Origin of the sequence: Kosakonia sp. S57, from assembly GCF_016516575.1 — a bacterium.
Classification (GTDB): domain Bacteria; phylum Pseudomonadota; class Gammaproteobacteria; order Enterobacterales; family Enterobacteriaceae; genus Kosakonia; species Kosakonia cowanii.
In genome coordinates this window covers 90,678-109,352 of record NZ_JACVUL010000003.1, presented here as the reverse complement: position 1 = coordinate 109,352, position 18,675 = coordinate 90,678, and the positions used below count along the sequence as shown (strand labels likewise).

At 56.0% G+C, this 18,675-nt stretch carries 19 protein-coding genes; 7 read left to right on the top strand and 12 right to left on the bottom strand.

Annotated features, from left to right (window positions below):
• Positions 1 to 50 precede the first annotated feature (50 nt).
• From IAE48_RS03775 to IAE48_RS03720, 12 genes are all read right to left on the bottom strand, one after another.
• Positions 51 to 1,550 carry a helix-hairpin-helix domain-containing protein gene (locus IAE48_RS03775; RefSeq protein WP_200133528.1) on the bottom strand — a complete coding sequence of 500 codons (1,500 nt, stop codon included), beginning with the start codon at positions 1,548 to 1,550 and terminating at the stop codon, positions 51 to 53.
• A 26-nt stretch (positions 1,551 to 1,576) separates the two neighbouring features.
• Positions 1,577 to 3,133, bottom strand: coding sequence for a PP2C family serine/threonine-protein phosphatase (locus IAE48_RS03770; RefSeq protein ID WP_200133527.1), 1,557 nt, complete (start codon positions 3,131 to 3,133; stop codon positions 1,577 to 1,579).
• A complete protein-coding gene (locus IAE48_RS03765; protein ID WP_042716803.1) occupies positions 3,133 to 4,173 on the bottom strand; it encodes a TerY-C metal binding domain-containing protein in 1,041 nt (346 codons plus the stop codon). The genes IAE48_RS03770 and IAE48_RS03765 overlap by 1 nt, the downstream gene beginning before the upstream one ends.
• 75 nt (positions 4,174 to 4,248) lie before the next feature.
• A complete protein-coding gene (locus tag IAE48_RS03760; protein ID WP_042716801.1) occupies positions 4,249 to 4,887 on the bottom strand; it encodes a VWA domain-containing protein in 639 nt (212 codons plus the stop codon).
• Positions 4,887 to 5,528: a TerD family protein gene (locus tag IAE48_RS03755; RefSeq protein WP_023478766.1), complete on the bottom strand. Its 642-nt coding sequence runs from the start codon at positions 5,526 to 5,528 to the stop codon at positions 4,887 to 4,889. Before IAE48_RS03755 ends, IAE48_RS03760 begins: the two co-directional genes overlap by 1 nt.
• A gap of 21 nt (positions 5,529 to 5,549) precedes the next feature.
• On the bottom strand, positions 5,550 to 6,188 hold the full coding sequence (locus tag IAE48_RS03750; RefSeq protein WP_023478652.1) for a VWA domain-containing protein: 639 nt from the start codon (positions 6,186 to 6,188) through the stop codon (positions 5,550 to 5,552).
• Positions 6,189 to 6,481: 293 nt separating this feature from the next.
• Positions 6,482 to 6,955 (bottom strand): hypothetical protein, encoded by a 474-nt coding sequence (locus tag IAE48_RS03745; RefSeq protein ID WP_042716798.1) that lies wholly within the window; start codon positions 6,953 to 6,955, stop codon positions 6,482 to 6,484.
• A 155-nt stretch (positions 6,956 to 7,110) separates the two neighbouring features.
• Entirely contained in the window at positions 7,111 to 8,067 is a 957-nt protein-coding gene (locus IAE48_RS03740; protein ID WP_200133526.1) for an HpcH/HpaI aldolase/citrate lyase family protein, read from the bottom strand.
• Positions 8,067 to 9,146 carry a cysteine protease StiP family protein gene (locus tag IAE48_RS03735; protein WP_200133525.1) on the bottom strand — a complete coding sequence of 360 codons (1,080 nt, stop codon included), beginning with the start codon at positions 9,144 to 9,146 and terminating at the stop codon, positions 8,067 to 8,069. Before IAE48_RS03735 ends, IAE48_RS03740 begins: the two co-directional genes overlap by 1 nt.
• A 1-nt stretch (position 9,147) precedes the next feature.
• On the bottom strand, positions 9,148 to 9,921 hold the full coding sequence (locus IAE48_RS03730; protein ID WP_054804158.1) for a hypothetical protein: 774 nt from the start codon (positions 9,919 to 9,921) through the stop codon (positions 9,148 to 9,150).
• Positions 9,914 to 11,056 carry a phosphoribosyltransferase domain-containing protein gene (locus tag IAE48_RS03725; protein ID WP_200133524.1) on the bottom strand — a complete coding sequence of 381 codons (1,143 nt, stop codon included), beginning with the start codon at positions 11,054 to 11,056 and terminating at the stop codon, positions 9,914 to 9,916. The genes IAE48_RS03730 and IAE48_RS03725 overlap by 8 nt, the downstream gene beginning before the upstream one ends.
• Before the next feature lie 9 nt (positions 11,057 to 11,065).
• Positions 11,066 to 12,124 (bottom strand): ATP-grasp domain-containing protein, encoded by a 1,059-nt coding sequence (locus IAE48_RS03720; protein WP_200133523.1) that lies wholly within the window; start codon positions 12,122 to 12,124, stop codon positions 11,066 to 11,068.
• 320 nt (positions 12,125 to 12,444) lie between these two features.
• On the opposite strand from IAE48_RS03720, the gene IAE48_RS03715 reads away from it, so the two are divergent.
• The 7 genes from IAE48_RS03715 to IAE48_RS03685 all read left to right on the top strand — a co-directional run bounded on the left by IAE48_RS03715 (position 12,445) and on the right by IAE48_RS03685 (position 18,464).
• Positions 12,445 to 13,026 (top strand): TerD family protein, encoded by a 582-nt coding sequence (locus tag IAE48_RS03715; RefSeq protein WP_023478756.1) that lies wholly within the window; start codon positions 12,445 to 12,447, stop codon positions 13,024 to 13,026.
• Positions 13,026 to 14,198 carry a TerD family protein gene (locus IAE48_RS03710; protein ID WP_200133522.1) on the top strand — a complete coding sequence of 391 codons (1,173 nt, stop codon included), beginning with the start codon at positions 13,026 to 13,028 and terminating at the stop codon, positions 14,196 to 14,198. Before IAE48_RS03715 ends, IAE48_RS03710 begins: the two co-directional genes overlap by 1 nt.
• 22 nt (positions 14,199 to 14,220) lie before the next feature.
• On the top strand, positions 14,221 to 14,676 hold the full coding sequence (locus IAE48_RS03705) for a tellurite resistance TerB family protein (protein ID WP_042715814.1): 456 nt from the start codon (positions 14,221 to 14,223) through the stop codon (positions 14,674 to 14,676).
• A 22-nt stretch (positions 14,677 to 14,698) separates the two neighbouring features.
• Positions 14,699 to 15,739, top strand: a complete 1,041-nt coding sequence (terC, locus tag IAE48_RS03700) for a tellurium resistance membrane protein TerC (RefSeq protein ID WP_023478822.1) — start codon at positions 14,699 to 14,701, stop codon at positions 15,737 to 15,739.
• 48 nt (positions 15,740 to 15,787) lie between these two features.
• On the top strand, positions 15,788 to 16,366 hold the full coding sequence (terD, locus tag IAE48_RS03695; protein WP_000116676.1) for a tellurium resistance membrane protein TerD: 579 nt from the start codon (positions 15,788 to 15,790) through the stop codon (positions 16,364 to 16,366).
• A gap of 55 nt (positions 16,367 to 16,421) precedes the next feature.
• Positions 16,422 to 16,997: a TerD family protein gene (locus tag IAE48_RS03690; RefSeq protein ID WP_023478842.1), complete on the top strand. Its 576-nt coding sequence runs from the start codon at positions 16,422 to 16,424 to the stop codon at positions 16,995 to 16,997.
• Positions 16,998 to 17,210: 213 nt separating this feature from the next.
• Entirely contained in the window at positions 17,211 to 18,464 is a 1,254-nt protein-coding gene (locus IAE48_RS03685; RefSeq protein ID WP_200133521.1) for a VWA domain-containing protein, read from the top strand.
• Positions 18,465 to 18,675 lie beyond the last annotated feature (211 nt).

The window sequence follows — 18,675 nt, the reverse complement described above, 5'->3', positions numbered from 1 at the left end:
GGTGAACTCCGTGAAAAAAGCAGGCAAAGGCTGCCTGCTGTTGATGTTGATCAGTTAGAAAGGAGCTGAACTACCACAAGCCTGCCGCCTTCTTCCTGGGAGAGAACGAACTGCGCGTTGTCCGTCAGCTCGATTTTGTCGCCAATCGGGATGGGCTTTTTATCCGGGAGCGACATCAGCCCCTCAATCCCTTCGTTCACCAGCCACCACTGATCGTTATGGTAAACAAAGTAGCCAACACGCTTTTTCTGCTCCGCGGTGGTGCGCTCATTCGGCGCAATCAGCCGGTTCACATGCCACGCGTAAAGGGATTGACCGCTCCACACCATTAACCGGTGATCGTCAGGCCGGAAGCTGCCTGCTTTACGGGAGGAGTAGAGGTTAAGAATCGGCAATTTCCCGCGGTAGGGCGTTCCACAGTAAGGGCAGACCGGTTTGGTTTTGCCGGAGAAGACATACCACTTCTGATCACAGCTGCTGTTCTGGCAGGGCTGGATCAGATCCACGGTTTTCACCAGCGCGCTTTCCCACTCATCAGCCGTCGGGCGACGGGTGGGGTTATGTAACCCCTCGATAAACGCACGATCGAACAGCGGCGTCAGGTAAGGTCCCATGATGGTATAGGGAATTTTTTCCGGGTCGGCCCAGGGCAGCGCAAACGGGGAGATCTGATTAAGCTTGACCGCATTGCTTCTGTCCGTCGGGTGTTCGATAAACAGCGCCCGCTCGCCCATCGCCAGCGTTTCGTCCCGTGTCTCATCATCGAGATCGTGGATTTTTCCACCTCTGAGCGGGTGGCGGAAAAAGAGATACATATAGATCAGCACCGCCAGCGCATGGCGATCCGTCGCGATGCTCGGCAGCACGCGCTTAGGATCCTCTTTCGCAAGATGGCTGGTCTCCACCACTTCCGGCGCGATGAAATCGGGGGTGCCAACCACATCAGGCGGGTATTTTCCCGGCACCACCAGCCCATCGACGTCGATAATACAGGCGTGGCCCTGCTCGGGATCGACGAGCACGTTTTTGTAGCTCAAATCACTGTGGCAGAGGCCTGCGGCATGCATCCTTCTCACCGCACGGGTCAGCAGCAGGCAGACCTTCAGATAGGTGAGGGTGTTGCCGCGCTCGCGCGGATCAAGGAATTTGTTCTGGTTACTGGCGCTGGCGAACCATTTCCCCTCTTTTTCGCGTCCTTTGATGCCGAGGAAGTCATCATTCTTCGAGCCATATTTAAAGAAGAAGTGCTGCTGATAGACGGGAACGACAATACCGATTTTATTGTTGTGTTCCACGACATGCGTCGGCCAGCAGAAGAGATCTTTCCAGTAATCCCCGCCCGCCTGCTCAAAGATATTCTGCCGGTAACGCCCGGTGATCATATCAATCCGCTCTCTCGCCTGGGCGTTTTGCGGCTTGTGGTAGAAGGCCACCACATAGGACTTGTCCGGCGAGAAGTAGACATCTTTCATCGAACCCGATCCGATGACGTCGTCGACGTACTGCACCGTCTGCCCATCTTTTGTTGTACATGTAACGATATTTGCCATATTCAGTCACCCGTAACGCGTGTCAGTCACCATGCCAGCACAAGGGTGCGGTCATCATGGTTGCCTGGGGAGAAAAAGTTGAGCCACTCGGCGAGACGTTCCGGTGCCTGCCCGGCATCCGCAAGCAGGGGTGAAAGCTCGTTGACCAGCTGCGTCCACTTCTCGTCGCTGCGCAGGCCGTTATCCGTTTCAAAGCGCGGGTCGGAGACGCCATCGGTCATCAGGATAAGATGCGAGACATCCTGCCACTTGCCGACGCTGATGCGCCCGGAGAAGGCGGGATCGGCAATGATCGACGCGTCGAGAAAGCGCGTCTGCCCCGCATACTCGCCGCTGTCAGGATTGCCCAACACGCGCACTTTGCCCGAGGGGCTGTAGGCGGCAATTGCGCCGTCGCCCAGCCAGAACGAAGCGGCAAACAGCTGCTCGCCGAGCCGCAGTGAGACGGTTGCCAGCAGCGTGGTGGAGTAGGTTTTGACCGGCTGCTCCGCGCGAATAGCCTCATTTGAGATGCTGTTAACCGCAAGGGTTGCCGCCTGCTTAAAGTGGTGCAGCATCGCGTTAATGGTGTTTTGCTGCTCCTCTGTGCCCCAGCGCGCGATCTGCTGCTTTAACTCCGCGCCTCGCGGCCCGCGTAACTGGCTGAAGAGATACTCCCCGGCCACTTCGGCGGCAATTCGCGACCCTTCGCGGGAGTTTGCCGCGCTGCCCGCGCCATCGGCCACCAGCATCACGCTCCAGCCCGTCTCTTCGCTGTGGTTGAGGTAGAAGTCATCATCGCGGAAGCTGCCCGCATGCTCATGGGAGCGCCCGCGGCGGCTCGCCCCGGCGATCTTCACGCCATCACGCACAATCCCTTCATGTTCGACATGCGCTTTCGGGTAGGGGGCATCCGCCGGCGGCTCAATGATTTTCCACAGGCTGCGCGGATCGGGGTTCACCACAAACAGCAGCGGCGTTTCACCGCTTTCGTGCGAGGCGCAGGACCAGCGCACCAGCATCTCGATATCGCCGCTCTGTGTCGGTACGCCGCTCAGCACTTGCTGCACCTTGTCGAAATGAAGCCCGCACGCGTCAGGGATCACCACATCATTAATGGTTGCCGTCTGCCCATCATCAAGGGTAATCACCAACGGGGCACAAAAGGCTTCGCCTGCGCGGGCATTCGGCACGCTGATACGTGCGCAGGGCGCAGGTCGTGGACGTTCTGCCTCAGCGGATCGCGCTGGCGGCACCTGGCCTGGTTTCAACACTGGCGGGGTTGGGTCAAGGGTCGCTTTTGCCGGGGTCTCAAATTCGTAATAGGGCATTAGCTTCCACAACTCCGGGCGCGGCGCGGCCTGTTCAGCGTCGGGTTCTGTTATCGCGTCTTCTGGTGATTCGATCGCTTCAGCGCTCTCCTCAGCCTGCGGTGTTGTGGTCTTACTCTCGACGGCCGCGAGCTGGTTTTCCAGTTCGGTTAATAACGCGTCGAGTTTGTCCCGCAGCGCAGGCTCCCCGGATAACGCGTCTAACTCTTCGTCGCCGACGTGATGACCGTGCGAGTGGAGAATAAAGCCGATAATCTCTTTTTTAACGCTCATTAGCCTCGTCCTCTGCTGACGTCAAAATCGGACTCTCCGCCGTTATCTCTGAAGGAGAGCACTCTTTCGCACCATGGGCAGACCACCTCATCAGGCCCATCGATGCAGAGCAGTTTGCCGCAGGCGCACATGGCAAACGCGCTGGCGTTACCGCAGTGGGGGCAGCCCGGCACGCCGTGCAGATCGCGGGTGTTTACCTGCACGTTGTAGGTGGATGCGTCAGACCAGTCGAAATACTCTTCATCGATAGGGTAGCAACCGGCAATATTGAAGTTGTTAAGGTTAAGCCGGAAATCGAGACCGGAGACGTTCACCGGCGGGCGCTCATATTTCATCAGATAGGGGCGGCGGGTTTTGCTGCACCGCCCGGTGAGCGTCACGCAGTTCTCATCATAGGCGCGGACAACGTCCTCTTTCGCCAGCCGGACGATATACTCCGTCTGGTTGAGTTCAGGCGGTTTCTCTTCACCCACGCTGCGGCTGTGGGCGGTGACGGAGGCGGTGATCCACTTAATAAAGCGGGTAAAGTCACCCTCACGGGACTCGGTAAACAGCATCACATTTTCCGTCAGTTGCCTGAGGATATTGAGATCCGCCGAGGGGCCAAGACCGACCGCGATAAGGTTAACTTTGCGGGCGTAGTGCTCTTTCCAGCGTTTGATCTCCGCGCTGGGATCATCCGTCGGACGGCCGTCGGTCAGCAGGTAGACCACCGGTTTCCAGTCCCCTTTCACTTCATGGGTGGTGACCCTCACCTGGCTGTCGATCTGCACGCTTAGCTCCCGCAGCGCGGCGCCAAGGTGCGTGCCACCGCCAATCGGCAGGCGCGGTGGATAAAACGAGGCGATTTCATGAAGCGGAACAATGGTGCGCGCAATGCCCGCAAAGGCGATGACCGAGACCCAGGCGGTCTCCAGCGCATGGGGATCCTTTCTTAAATCACTGACGATCATTTGCAGACCATCGTTCATTTTTTTCAGGTTTTCACCAATCATGGACTCTGAGCAGTCCAGGACAAAAAATACCGGAAGGCGTCTCATTGCTTATCCTCGTGAGGGCCGTGTAACGCGAACAAAAGGGGAGTGGCAGAGAGGCGCAGCCGCCTCTCCTGTACCTTACAGCACCAGCTGGATCTCCGGCGGTGGCGGCGGAAGGTTATCCGAGTCGTTATTCACGCCCGCGCTGGAGCTGCCCGATGAGACGCTCGCCGAGACCCATTTAAAGAAGCCCGCGAAGGCCGTTGAGTCGAGGGTTTCGAGCGACACCACTTTATCTGTCAGCTGTTTGAGATGCTCGTGGCCCGCTTTCGGGCCAACCGCACAGGCGATGATCGAGCCAAACGCGCGGCTGCGAATCGCTTTCACCGCTTCGCCATAAGCGAAGGCATCAGAGGGCGTGCCATCAGTCATCAGGAAGACCAGCGGTCGCCAGTCACCTTTCTGGTCACCATCGGCGCGACGCACATCCCGGTCGACGCACTCAATCAGGCACTCCAGCGCCGCACCGGTAAAGGTGGCTCCCGCGCTTGGCACGACGATGTCGGCGAACTGGAAATCCTCCAGCGGCGTCAGCGGAATAAACTCACGCGCCGCATTATCGAAGGTGATGATGGAGATATGAACGCTTTCAAGGGCGTAGGGATCCTGACGAAGGGCGCTCAGCATCGCCTGGATACCGACGTTAACGGCGTGAATCGACTCGCCGCGCATCGAGCCGGAGGTGTCGATCACCAGGTAAACAGGTAAGCGGCGCATCACATATAGTTCCTCAGGTGGGCGACAAAGGAGTCTGAAGGCGACGGTTCACCGATGGCATTCAGCTTCCAGCCGGTCGGTTCACGCACCAGCTCGGCAAACACCATTGAGCGCTGGTGAGTAAAGTTCGGCCCGCCGGAGAGATCAAAGCGCGCCATCTCAACGTTACGGGCATCAACGGCACGGATAAACGCGTTTTGCACTTTACCGAAGTGCTGCTGCAATTTTTCCCCGTTATAGATCTGCACGATAAAGACGATTTTTTCATATCTGGCGTCCAGCGCATTCAGCTTGACGATGATCTGCTCATCGTCGCCGTCACCCGCGCCGGTGCGGTTATCGCCCGTCAGCCAGATATCGCCCGATTTATGGCGCAGACTATTGAAAAAGATAATGTCGCCATCGACCAGCGTCGGTTTGCCATTCTCCACTTTGCCGAGATCGGTCACCTTTCCTGCGGCGTTACAGAGGAAGGCGATCACATCGAGGTCATACTCCTCCTCTTTCTTACCAAACAGCCCGCCCAGTAAGCCTTTCTTCTCTTCGTTGATATCCCAACCCAGACCAATGGTGACGGAGGAGAGATCGTGCTCATTTTTCTTCAGGCTCACGCCCTGGCCTTTGCTCAGACTGACAGACATAACGTCCCCTTAATCGATGAGTTATAAAACGACATTCACTTCCGGCGGCGGTGGCGGCAGATCGTCGAGGCCAATCACCTCTTTTTTGCTGGATTCCACCTTCTGGCTGCCTACCGAGATGCTGGCACTGACCCATTTGAAGAACGCTTTGATGGATGAGCTATCGGCGGTATCAAGCTGCAGCACCACTTCGGTGATCTCTTTCAGCACACTGGTGTCCGCATCATGGCCCGCTGCGCAGGCCACCACGACGCCGGTGCGCGCCGATTTAAAATCCTGCAATCCTTTGCGCCAGTCGTCGGTCGGGGAACCGTCGGTCATCAGAAACACCAGCGGTCGCCAGTCACCTTTGGTATCTGCGGTGGTTTTCTGCACTTCACTGCTGATGGCGCTGGCGGCAAGCGAGAGCGCTTCACCAAGGGAGGTTGTGCCGCTGGCGGCAAGGGTCGGTAACTGGAAGCTCAGCAGATCGGTCAGCGGAACGGCCTGGCGTGCCGATGAGTCAAAGGTGATCACCGAAACATAGGCGGTTTCCAGGGCATAGGGATCTTGCTTGAGGGTAGTAAGGAGTGTCTGCACGCCGTTTTTGACGGCTTCGATCGGTTCGCCATGCATCGAACCAGAGGTATCAAGCAACAGATAAACGGGTAATCTTCGCATTATCTAATCCTGTTAGAGGTATGAAAGGTTTGTATCCAGCAATAGCAGAGAAAGCCGGGAGAGACTGTGAATTGCAGCGAAGCGCAGGAAAAAAAAGAGAGCCTTAAATGAAATTAGCGCTTTTTCAACAACTACATAGCGTTATGCCGCGCGGCCTCTGCGAAGTTTAGTCCGCATTCAGCGTGGCGACCATGTGCAATGCGTGTCAAGACGCCAACTTTTATAGGCATCAACAGGGAAAGATAAGAAGAGAGGCAAAAAGGGGCGCCCGGCCTGCTGCCGGGGCACGGGAGTTAACGCGCGAGCTTTTTGGCGTTGAACTCTTTAATCAGGTCGTCGACGGCGCGTTCGGCCAGCTTTTCCACGGCTTCACTGCGCGTCGTACCGCTGAGATTCGCCAGGCGGTCGATTTTGCGCAAGATGCGCATACGCAGCGAGAGCGAAACGGCGGTTTTTTTATCTTTATCGAGATAAACTCTGCCGCCCGATTCGCTGGTTTTCAGCTCGGCGTGCGCCGCGAGCGCTTCATTCATACGACGCAAGGTCTTCTTATCCAGATGCCCCGGATTAACAAGGTGGTAAGAGTGCGCCGCCTTGCTGTACTTGATCTCCGCGGAGTAGGACTCACGCAGCTCCTTCAGCGCCCGGGTAAGCGTCGGCTCCGAGCACTCGAGGCTGGTGATAATATCGGCCGCGGCGACGGGTTTACCGGAACCCAGTAAATTGGCGAGCTTAAAAATCCTTTCCTGTCTGGTGTTTAATTGCATCGTTAGGTTTAGCCTGCCTCAAAGGTAGTGGATCAATTGCGTTCAAACGTCTGACATTAACGTTGCGCTATTCTTCTCTCAGTTCGCTTCCCTGAACAAAATGGCCATCAATGCTAGCAGGCCGATCCTCAATATGAGCTAAATCACGCGCGCCCTTATTGATGCTGAGTCGCGGGAAGCAGCCTGATGCCATCGGCGCTTTGCTCATTCACCAGACCATACACCTGCGCGCGTTCGAGAATCCCGACGGCCCAGCGACGGTGCGTTGCCGGTTCGCACATCGACCCCTGGGATTTAAACACCGCCTGGGTCGAGTTGAGAATGCGCAGGGCGTCGGAGTGCTCGCCCTGAGTGACCATCAACGCGCGTTCAATGACTGCAATCTGCCGCGGGTGGATCGCCGTTTTACCGACCAGACCGTGCGCCATATCCAGCGCCAGCTCCCGCGCCATCACATCATGATCGTCAATGTGTTCACAAACGGGCGCGGTCAGCGCGAAATTACGCGGTGCAAAAACCGACACCAGCATTTTGATCACGTACCCCATCGGGCTGTCGTAGAGCGTCAGATCGCGTGGACGACGCAGGGAGACCACGTTCATCAAATCGTTGCCGCCGATGCGCAGCGCAATAATCCGGCTGTGACAGGGGTGGGCGAGCAGGGCGATAGCCAGCTCACGCATCTGAACAACGTCAAACACCTCTTCGGTTTCGAGGGTAGGCATCATGCAGAGGTGCGTATTGCCCATAATCTCCCACCACAGCGGCAGTGCGCTGAGGGTGAATTTCGGCAGCACAAACCCGTCAACGGCCGAAAGATCGAGGTGCTCCGTCAGCCATTTCCCCATCTCAGGGTGGCGCGGGCGAATGAACACCAGCGGCCAGTCACTATTGCCACCGGCCTGTTTAGCAGCGTTGAGGGTGTGTAACAGCTGCGCAAGGTTGGCAAGGGCATCCGGCATATCCGCTTCGCTGACCGCGTCTTCCAGACAGATCACCAGCGAGCGCAGGCCGGGGATCTTCCCGTCGAGGATCGCCCCGGCAATATCGTTACGTGTGGCGGGCATGTAGAGCGTCGCGCCCAGATGCCAGGGTGAAAGGCGTGTAGTCATCAGAGTACCTTCTTGATTATCGTGACGGCCCGGTACTGCCCGAGCTGCGCGCCCATCTCAGTAACGGCAATGCCTTTTCCGCGCGCCAGCCCGACGAGCAGGGCAACGTCCGGATCGTCGGTTGCACGCACAAAGACGTGATCGGGTACGCGGCGCAGCACCGCGCGGGTCGCTTCCGCAATCCCGGGTTTGATACGGTTGACGCTGTCGACGTTAAACCGCTCAGCGAGATCGGTGATCACCTCGCGGCTCTTTTGCCATAGCGCCTGCGCGGCATCCAGATCCCAGTGCAGGGCAGGGAGGCTCGCGGGGCGCAGCGTTTTACGAAACTGCGCAACGGTATCGACCAGCATGCGGCTGCACTCATACTCACGCAGATGATCGCAGACCACACAGCCGTGCAGCCCCGTTTCAGTCCACACCGAGCGGGAGATGAGGCCCGATACCGGCGCACCCATAATACCAAAGGGGATCAGCCAGTCGTCGTCGCTTGCCGCCAGCCATGAACAGCCACAGGGATCGGCCAGCACCACCAGACGCGGCTGGGGCGGATAGCCCTCGCGCCCTTTGAGGGTGCGGATCAGCTCCCCGGTGATGGCGCCTTTACCTGTCCAGCCATCGACAAACACAATGCCTCGCGTGCCGTGCTGACGCTCGATAATCTTCAGCGCTTCACTGTCGATACCACGGTCACGAATGATACTGATGCCGTAATGAAAAGAGCTTTTGCCCATGTCGCGCAGTGCCTGGTGCAGCATCACGCCGAGCGGGACGCCCGCGCGAACAAGGCTGACCAGAATAACCGGTTCGTCGCCAAAACGTGCCGCCAGTTCGCGGGCAAGCTGCGTAACCTCTCTGGCAAGCCGTTCAGCACCGCTGTCGAGCGCCCGCTTAAACAGATCGAGGTGCCACGGTGTCGGCGCTGGCTCCTGGCTGAGCATGTCGGAGTAGTGCTTTTTGCCTGACTGGATCAACGCCTCTTTTTGATCGACCGGGGTCATCTCCATCTCGACAGGCTGAAGCAGGAACTCCACGTCGCCGGGTAAGTAGGAACCGGAAAAGCTCGCTTGTGGCTGCATGTTAACCCTCATTAAAAATGCGTTGCGCAATGGCGTCGGCAAACTGGCTCTGACGCGGCATCCCAAACCAGCTGCAGAGCTGCATAAAACGGTGATCGCTCAGGCTGTCGCCGAGACCCAGCACCGGGAAAATGCCGCGCTCGGCGCGCAGCTTCTCCAGCAACCAGCTCACGGCCAGCCCCTTCTCGACGGGCTGCGGAAGCCAGGCGACATTGTTACTGTTGCGGTGAATGTAGAAACCGTCGGTCGGGAACTGCTGCTCGATCTCATCGGCAATGGCATTCAGCTCGTCAAGGCGCGTGCTGTCCCGGTGTTTCATCACCATATAGATCGGTGTGCCATCATACTCATAATTGAGTCTCGCCCAGGCGTTGATGCCCTTCGCCTCCATCATTTCGGTGATAAGGCGCTGCATGGTGACGAGCCTCTCCCCATAGGCGGACAATTTATCGAGCATATGGGCTTTCCACGCCTCATCGGGCTTGCCCTCTGGCGTCAGGATCACCGCGCCATGGGTGGTAATGGCCCAGGAGCGGAAAGGGATCTGCACGCGGCTAATCTCTTCCGTTCCCCTGGCGGTAACCGGAATAAGCTCCGCCTGCTCCAGCAGCCAGTCCACTAACATCGCCTGCTCTTCGGTCATAAAACTGCGTGGCGACAGCGAGCGGTCCACGGCACCGGTGCGAAAAGGCTCCAGCGCCAGCTCGTCGACCATTTTGCGGCGGGTCTGGAACAGGGTGTCATCAAGATCGCTCAATACGACTGGCTTATTCATAGGTAACAACCTCAACGACAGGGGCAACATCCGCCAGCGCCGTCAGCAACTGGGTATCGATACTCTCAGCCGCCGTCTCGGTGCAGAGCAGCACGCGGTCAAACCGCTGGTGGCCGACGTTATAGACAAAATTGGCAATGCCGAGACCATAGTTGTCGGTAAAGGAGATAACCGACTCGATGGCAAAGCCCAGCGCAATTGGGGAGCGGGTCGTCGAGCTGTAAAAGGCCTGCGCGCCGGCGTTTTCAAGACGCTCGGCCAGCAGGAACGGCTCCCAGACAAACTCACCGCTGCCGAGAACCAGCACGCGCTCACCCGGCGCAACGCGGATCTCGCGGCCCAGATCGGCGGCCGGCGCGATCATCCCGAGACGGCCCCAGCTCTGTTTTCCGGTGATCTCCCACGTGCCGCGGGAGGTGACATTTACGGCGGGCATGACCGGTACAGGCGCATCGGGAAACGGAGTCCAGCTCCATTCGCCGCTGACAAGGGAGACCGCCGTGACCGGCAGCGGGCAGCGCGCCGGTAACGCATTATTGCTCCAGTCGGTCAGCGTAATGGCAACCACCTGCTCCAGCTGCGGCAGGTGGCCGGTTTCACGGAGCGCCGCCAGCAGGTTGATGAAGGTGTTGCCGGTTGTCGCTTCGTCATCAATCATCACCAGCGTGCGCGCATCGCTCACCCGGCGGCGCTTCTCTTCATCATCCGGCCAGTAGATCAGATGGTCGGTGGCATGGCTGTGCTCTTCTTTAAACTCGCAGAGCAGTTCACCCTCGACAGGGTGGCGGGTCGACGTGAGATAAACCGACTCTCTATAGGTATGGCGCAGTTCGTCAAATACGCCAGCGCCCAGCCCGACGGCGGTTTCCGCCATGCCGATAAAGAGCACCGGGCCCGGCAGATCGGCCGGGAACTGACTGGCAAGCTGCCTGTAAGCCTGGCGCATGATGGCAGGCGAAACGGGAATATGGCGGCCGAGCACTTTACTGACAAAGAGAAACGCCCGTTTAGGGTTGCGTCGCTCGGCGATTTCGAACAGGTTTTGCAGCGCGATCTCTCCCTGGTTGCGCGTCACCTGGATGACGCCGCAGGAGAGCGTACGGCGATAGCGTGCATCTTCAGGCACTAAAGACATAATCCAGCCTTAGTTCAGTCGGTTAGAGAGGGTCTGCGGATAGAGCAGCACGTCTGTCACCGCTCTTACGGCGACGGGGGAAAAGGCGGATGCTGCACGCCCGATGACCTCATCTTTTGTCAGCAGGCCAAGTTTAAACGCCGCAAACAGGCCAGGTAAGTTGACACCACTATGTTGGGTATAACCGATCCCGCCGGAAGGGCGCATGTTAATCTCCAGCAGCAGCGGCGTTCCCTGACGATCGTTGCGTGTCTGCACGTTAACCAGCCCGTCGGCTTTCATCACGCGGGCACACTCACAGGCCAGTTCGAAGGCAGCACCTTCATTAACCAGATACTGAATCGCGCCCTCTTTTCTGCGACCAACGGCCGCGAGGATTTCGCCGTTGTCGGCAAAAATATCGACGGAGTATTCCGGGCCAGGCAGGTAGGGCATCAATACCAGCGGCTTAAATGATTCGGCGCTGGCGAGCGCGGCAAGATAGTACTGCGGGTTAACCGTGCGGTTTTCGGGATGGTTGAAGAGATCCATTGCCGCTGCGGTGTCATCAAAACGCCAAAAACCCATGCCATAAATGCCGGTTACCGGTTTTACGCAGACTGGGCTGTCAGAGAAGGGCGGCGACGCGAGGTAGTTTTGCAGATCGCGCACCGAATCAACCCGCCATGAGGGGACGACCGGCAGCGCGTGCTGCTGCATCAGCCCGGCAAATGCGACTTTATCTTCGGCTAATGCGAGCCACTCTGCGCTGGTGGAACCGGTAGTGAGCGTAACACCGGTGGCCTCAATGGCGGCGCGGTTCTCTTCAAACCACAGGGTGTTGCGGCCAGCGTGAATATGGTGAATCCCATGTGTTGCCACAATATCGGTGATAAACGACAGGCGCTCTGAGGCCTCTTGTGGCTCGATCAGCGCGTGGTCTGCAACGGATAAGATCTCATTACGCTCATGGCGGTGTGAGGCATACACGGTCAACTGAAGATGTTGCGCTGCGGCGAAGGTTTTAATTCCCTGAATAATATCTTTTTGGGATGACAAACCTTCCATGAGCCAAATTTTGTTATTCATATTTTTTTATTACCCGAAAAAGCATGCAGCAGGAGGTGATGGGTGAGTCTAAGAATGTCATCAGAGCATGTCAATCATAATATGATGAGTAAAACTGGCATCAGATTGCGTTTTACTAAAAAAATAAACCAATAAAATAAATAATAAATTCAATGTCTTGACGCGTTTTTACAGGAACACTCCAGCGCAGCAATGTTGCCTTTTCGCCAAAACCTACCAATATTTACCTTGTCAGAGAACTTCATCATGATATGATTTTTTTCGTTCGCGATTAGCCTACCTTTGATTGTCATGACCATTACCAATTTAAGGAACAAAGCATGGTTTCATTAACGAAGAACCAGACGGTATCACTCAGCAAACAATCTTCGGCACTCAGTCAGCTTCAGTTTGGTCTCGGTTGGGATCCGATTAAGAAAAAGGGCCTGTTCGGCGGGCTGTTTAGCGGCAGCGACTCTATCGATCTCGATGCGGGCTGCGTATTGATGGACAGCTCCGGCAATACCATCGACACCATCTGGTTTCGCAAACTGACCTCCAGCTGCGGCTCCGTCGTCCACAGCGGTGACAACCTCACCGGGGAAGGCGATGGCGATGATGAGGTCATCACCGTTAATCTCACCCGGTTACCTGCCAACGTTGAATACCTCGCGTTCACGGTAAACAGCTTCCGTGGCCAGACCTTTAATGACGTTGAAAATGCGTTCTGCCGCGTGGTCGATCAGTCTGGCAAAGAGCTTGCCCGCTACAAACTGACCGAGCAGGGCTCCCACACCGGTATTGTTATCTCCTCGCTGCGCCGTAACGGCGGCAACTGGGACTTTACGGCCCACGGTCACGCCTGCCGCGGTCGTACCATTGACGATATGCATACTGATATCGTCGCAACGGTCGTACGCTAATGAACCTGACGCCGGGGGGCAATGCCCCCGTTCCAGCACAAGAGCTTCGGGTTCGCGTCACCTCTGGCGGCGCGGTTGATGCCTCAGCGTTTCGTCTCTATGCCAGCGGTAAAGTGCAGGGCGATGCGGATATGGTCTTTTACGGCCAGCCGCGCAACGACGATGGCTCAATCAGCCTCGCCAGCGAAGGCCAGTACTCCACCTTTACTGTGGCACTTAACCGCCTGAAGCCTGATGTTCAGAAGGTTGCTTTTACCGTCACCTGTGACGGTGGGCAGACGGTTGCCGGGCTGCGCACGCTGACTATTGATGTAGAGCAGGGCGCAACCAGCCTGGTGAGCGGCGTTGTCGATGTCAACGGTCGTCAGGAAGCCGCGCTGATCCTGGGTGAATTCTATCGCCGTAACGATGAGTGGAAATTCCGCTTTGTCGCGCAGGGTTTTAACGGCGGCCTGAAACCACTGGCAGAGCATTTCGGTGTCAACATCGCCGACGATCCTGCGCCAGCGCCTGTTTCGCCGCCACCCGCGCCGCCTGTGGCGCCTCCGGCACCGCCGAAAGAGAGCAAAATCAGCCTGAGCAAAGTGTCACTCACCAAAGAGAAACCGGCGATCAGCCTGACCAAACGGGATAACTTTGGCGAGATCCGCATTAACCTCAACTGGCACCGTGGCAACGGAAAATCGGGCCTGGCCGGTATTTTCGGCGCGAAGGGCATCGATCTCGATCTCGGCGCATTTGTTGAGCTGCAGGATGGCTATAAGTCGGTTATCCAGGCGCTTGGTAACGCCTTCGGGAACTATCAGGGCGAGCCGTACGTTCAGCTGCAAGGCGACGATCGTACCGGTGAAGTGTCGGATGGCGAGTGGTTACACATTAATGGTCGTGAATGGAAGCAGATCCGTGAAGTCCTGATCTACGCTTTTATCTACCAGGGCGTGCCGAGCTGGGATAAGACGGATGGTGTTGTCACGATCCATATGCCGGATCAACCACCCATCGAGACACGTCTTACCGAAGGTGAAAACCGCCGCACGCTGTGCGCTATCGCCAGGCTGGTAAACGAAAACGGTGCAATCAAAGTCGAGCGAATTAACCAGTACTTCAAAGGCCAGGATGAGATGGACCGGGCATTTGGCTGGGGGTTTCGCTGGAGTGCCGGCTCTAAATAACACAGCAATAAAGGACACCACTATGAGTTTTTTTGACAAAGTAAAAGGCGCCATCAACTCCAGTCGTGATGAACTGACCCGACAAGTTGGCCGTTTCAAAAACAAAAAATTTATGCAGGGCACCGTGGCGGTCTGCGCGCGGATCGCCGTCTCCAGCGACGGCGTAAGCTCTGAAGAGAAGCAGAAGATGATGGGCTTTCTGCGCTCTTCGGAAGAACTGAAAGTGTTCGATACCAATGAGGTGATCGAGTTCTTTAACAAACTGGTCTCGAGCTTTGATTTCGATATCGAAATCGGTAAAGGCGAAACCATGAAATACATCCTGGCGTTAAAAGACCAACCGGAAGCCGCGCAGCTGGCTCTGCGTGTTGGTATTGCTGTTGCGAAAAGTGACGGCAACTTTGACCAGGATGAGAAAACTGCCGTGCGCGAAATTGCTCTCGCGCTGGGCTTCGACCCGGCTGAATTTGGCCTCTGATCTGCATCCCTAAGGGTAAATTATGGTTTCAACACACATCGGTTTTCCGACTGAAACAGTTATTGTTTTTATCGCGCTCTCAGTCGGTGCCATCTTTATTGACTTGTTTATGCACCGTGACGACAAGCCAATATCCCTGAAGAGTGCCGCGCTCTGGTCACTCTTCTGGGTTGCGGTTGCGATGGCATTTGCCGGTTTCCTCTATATTCATCACGGCGCGGAAGTCGCCAGCCTGTTTGTGACCGGTTACGCGCTGGAGAAAGTGCTCTCCGTCGATAACCTGTTCGTGATGATGGCCATCTTCTCCTGGTTCGCCGTGCCGGATCGTTACCGTCACCGCGTGCTTTACTGGGGCGTAATTGGTGCCATCGTGTTCAGGGGTATTTTCGTTGCGATTGGTACCAGCCTGTTAAGCCTTGGTCCATACGTTGAAGTGGTTTTCGCCATTATTGTGGCCTGGACTGCGGTGATGATGCTGAAAAGCGGCGACGACGATGATGAAATCGAGGATTACTCCCAGCATCTGGCGTACCGCATGGTGAAACGCTTCTTCCCGATCTGGCCAAAGCTGAAGGGTCATGCCTTCCTGCTTAATCAGAAAGAAGTGGATGCGGAACTGGCAAAACCAGAAAACAGTGATGTGACCATCGGCCGCGGTAAGAAAGCCGCCCTGTATGCAACACCGCTGTTCCTGTGTGTGGCCGTCGTTGAACTTTCGGATGTTATGTTTGCATTCGACTCTGTCCCGGCCATTATTGCTGTTAGCCGTGAACCGCTGATTGTTTATAGCGCCATGATGTTTGCTATCCTCGGCCTGCGTACGCTCTACTTCGTGCTCGAAGCGCTGAAGCAGTACCTGGTTCATCTGGAGAAGGCGGTTATCGTTCTGCTGTTCTTTATCGCAGCGAAGCTTGGCCTCAATGCCACCGACCACATCTGGCACCATGGCTACAGCATTTCGGCGACGACCAGCCTGTATGTTGTACTGGGTGTGTTGGCGCTGGGCATTATCGCCAGCGTGATGTTCCCGGCGAAACCCGATTCAGAGGAAAAGGGGAGTTAATCCCCTCACGAATTACGCTAAATCCACAACAATTTGAGAGGTTATTTTATGAGTGTTTCTCTTTCCAAAGGTGGGAACGTATCCCTGAGTAAAGCCGCGCCGTCAATGAAAAATGTCCTGGTGGGCCTTGGCTGGGATGCGCGCTCGACTGATGGTCAGGACTTTGACCTGGATGCGTCAGCTTTTCTGCTGGCCGCTAACGGCAAAGTGCGCGGTGACGCCGATTTCATTTTTTATAACAACTTAACCTCTTCTGACGGCTCCGTAACCCATACCGGTGATAACCGCACCGGTGAGGGTGACGGTGATGATGAGTCGCTGAAAATCAAACTGGATGCGGTGCCGTCTGACGTCGACAAAATCATCTTCGTGGTGACAATTCATGACGCGCAGGCGCGTCGCCAGAGCTTCGGACAGGTTTCCGGCGCGTTCATTCGCCTGGTTAATGATGATAACCAGACTGAAGTGGCTCGCTACGATCTGACCGAAGATGCCTCAACCGAAACCGCGATGCTGTTTGGTGAACTCTATCGCCACAATGGCGAGTGGAAATTCCGCGCGGTCGGCCAGGGTTATGCTGGTGGTCTGGCATCCGTTTGTGCTCAGTACGGCATCAACGCATCTTGATCTCATACATGGGCTGATTATTCAGCCCAAACACAACTGTTAGCAGGAGCTAAAAATGGCAGTTTCTCTCGTTAAAGGCGGTAACGTATCTCTGACTAAAGAAGCACCTACCATGAATATCGCCATGGTCGGTCTGGGTTGGGATGCACGTGTAACTGACGGTCAGGGTTTCGACCTGGACGCCTCCGTATTCGCAGTTGGTGATGACGGTAAAGTGCTGTCAGACGCCCATTTCATCTTCTTCAACAACAAAACCAGCCCTGACGGCGCAATCGAGCACCAGGGTGACAACCGTACTGGCGAAGGCGACGGTGACGATGAGCAGGTCAAAATCGATCTGACCAAAGTCTCTGCTGACATCAAAAAACTGGTGTTTGCGGTAACCATCTATGAAGCCGAAGCGCGTAAACAGAACTTCGGTATGGTGAGCAACAGCTTCATGCGCGTTTACAACAACGACAACGGCACTGAAATTGCTCGCTTCGATCTCTCTGAAGATGCGTCCACTGAAACTGCGATGATCTTCGGCGAGCTCTATCGCCACGGCGCAGAGTGGAAATTCAAAGCCGTTGGGCAGGGCTTCGCGGGCGGCCTGGCTGCGCTTGCTTCCCAACACGGCGTGAATATCTAAACGCTATAAAAATATAAAACCCCGGAGAATAAGCCGGGGTTTTTATTTGCTTCTTATATTTAAGGCGTTGCCGCGTTTACAATTTTTATGGCTATTGTGGCATCCGCGCTATCACTTCCTTAACGACGCAAAAGAGATGAATCCGCTTCAGCGCTTCAGGCACGCCCGCATGTCTGAGGGCAGGGAGCAGGGTTATTGATAAGGACAACACGTATGAGATTACAACCGGGACAAAACACGCCGCTGGCGGAGAACCTCATCACTCTGAACCTCAACTACACGGGACGGGCAGGGTTTAAGAGCGAAGTCGATACCTGTCTGTTTATGCTCAATGCCGGGGGAAAAGTGAGCGGCGATGCCGACTTTATCTTCTTCAATAATCTCACCTCTGCGGAGGGGGCGGTCAAACTGGCGCTCGGGCAGCAGCAATCCAGCGTCACGATCGCGCTCGATCGGGTTCCCGCCACCGTCAGCAAGATTAGCATCACGGTCGTCATTGACGGCAGCGAAAGCATTGATGCGCTGAGCCAGTTAAGCATTGAGGCTCGGGGCAGTGCGGATTTTCACGTTGAAACCGCAGGACGCAGCGAAAAAGCGATCATTCTGGCTGAAGTCTATCACCACAATAGCGCCTGGAAATTACGTGCAATGGGGCAGGGCTTTAACGGCGGGCTTGAACCATTAGCCGTCAGCTATGGTGTGGATGTTGCCCAGCCTGCCGCGCAACCTTCAACGCCATCACCGGCGCCGACGCGCATTAGCCTTGAGAAAAAGCTGCAAGATAAATCGCCTCGGCTGGTTAGCCTGGCGAAGAAAGCCACGGTCAGCCTGACGAAGAATAAACTGGATACGCTGCAGGCAAGCGTTGCGTTTGTTCTGGATGCTTCCGGCTCAATGAGCGGGCAATTTAACAAAGGTAACGTCCAGGCTGTACTCGATCGCATCGCGGTGCTTGCCGTTCAGTTTGATGATGACGGCGAGATGGATCTGTGGGCGTTCGGCAAGAAACATAAAAAATACCCCAACGTCACGCTGGATAATCTTGACGATTACGTCGAGACAATACGCAAGAACGGCAAGCGTACAATGTTTGAGATCCTGCCGGGGCTGGGCGGTGTGAATAATGAGCCGCCGGTGATGGAAGAGATCGTCGATTACTTCAAAGAGTCCAGACTGCCGGTTTACGTGGTCTTCATTACCGATGGCGGCATCAGCAAGACGCGCGAGATTAAAGAGGCGATTCGTCGCTCCGCAAACTATCCGATCTTCTGGAAGTTCGTCGGCCTTGGCGGTTCGAACTACGGCATTCTCGAAAATCTGGATGACTTTACCGATCGCCGGGTTGATAACACCGATTTCTTTGCGATGGATGACTTCGGCACCATGAGTGACGAAAAACTCTATGACAACTTGTTGGAAGAGTTCAGGCCCTGGATCGATGAGACCAGGAAGATGGGGATTCTCTGACAATACGCATAAAAGAGCCGGGGATCCTCCCGGCTTTTTTTATGGTGGCGTTTTCCACGGCAGCGGTGAGGCGGATTGAGCAAAGAGATGCATCTTTAATATCGAGTACGTAACCAGTCGGCTGATATGAGGTTTGCTCATTGCCGACCATAAGGATGAGTGGAGCAGGGAACAACATGGCCGGGGCGATAAGCTTGAGACAACTGAGAGT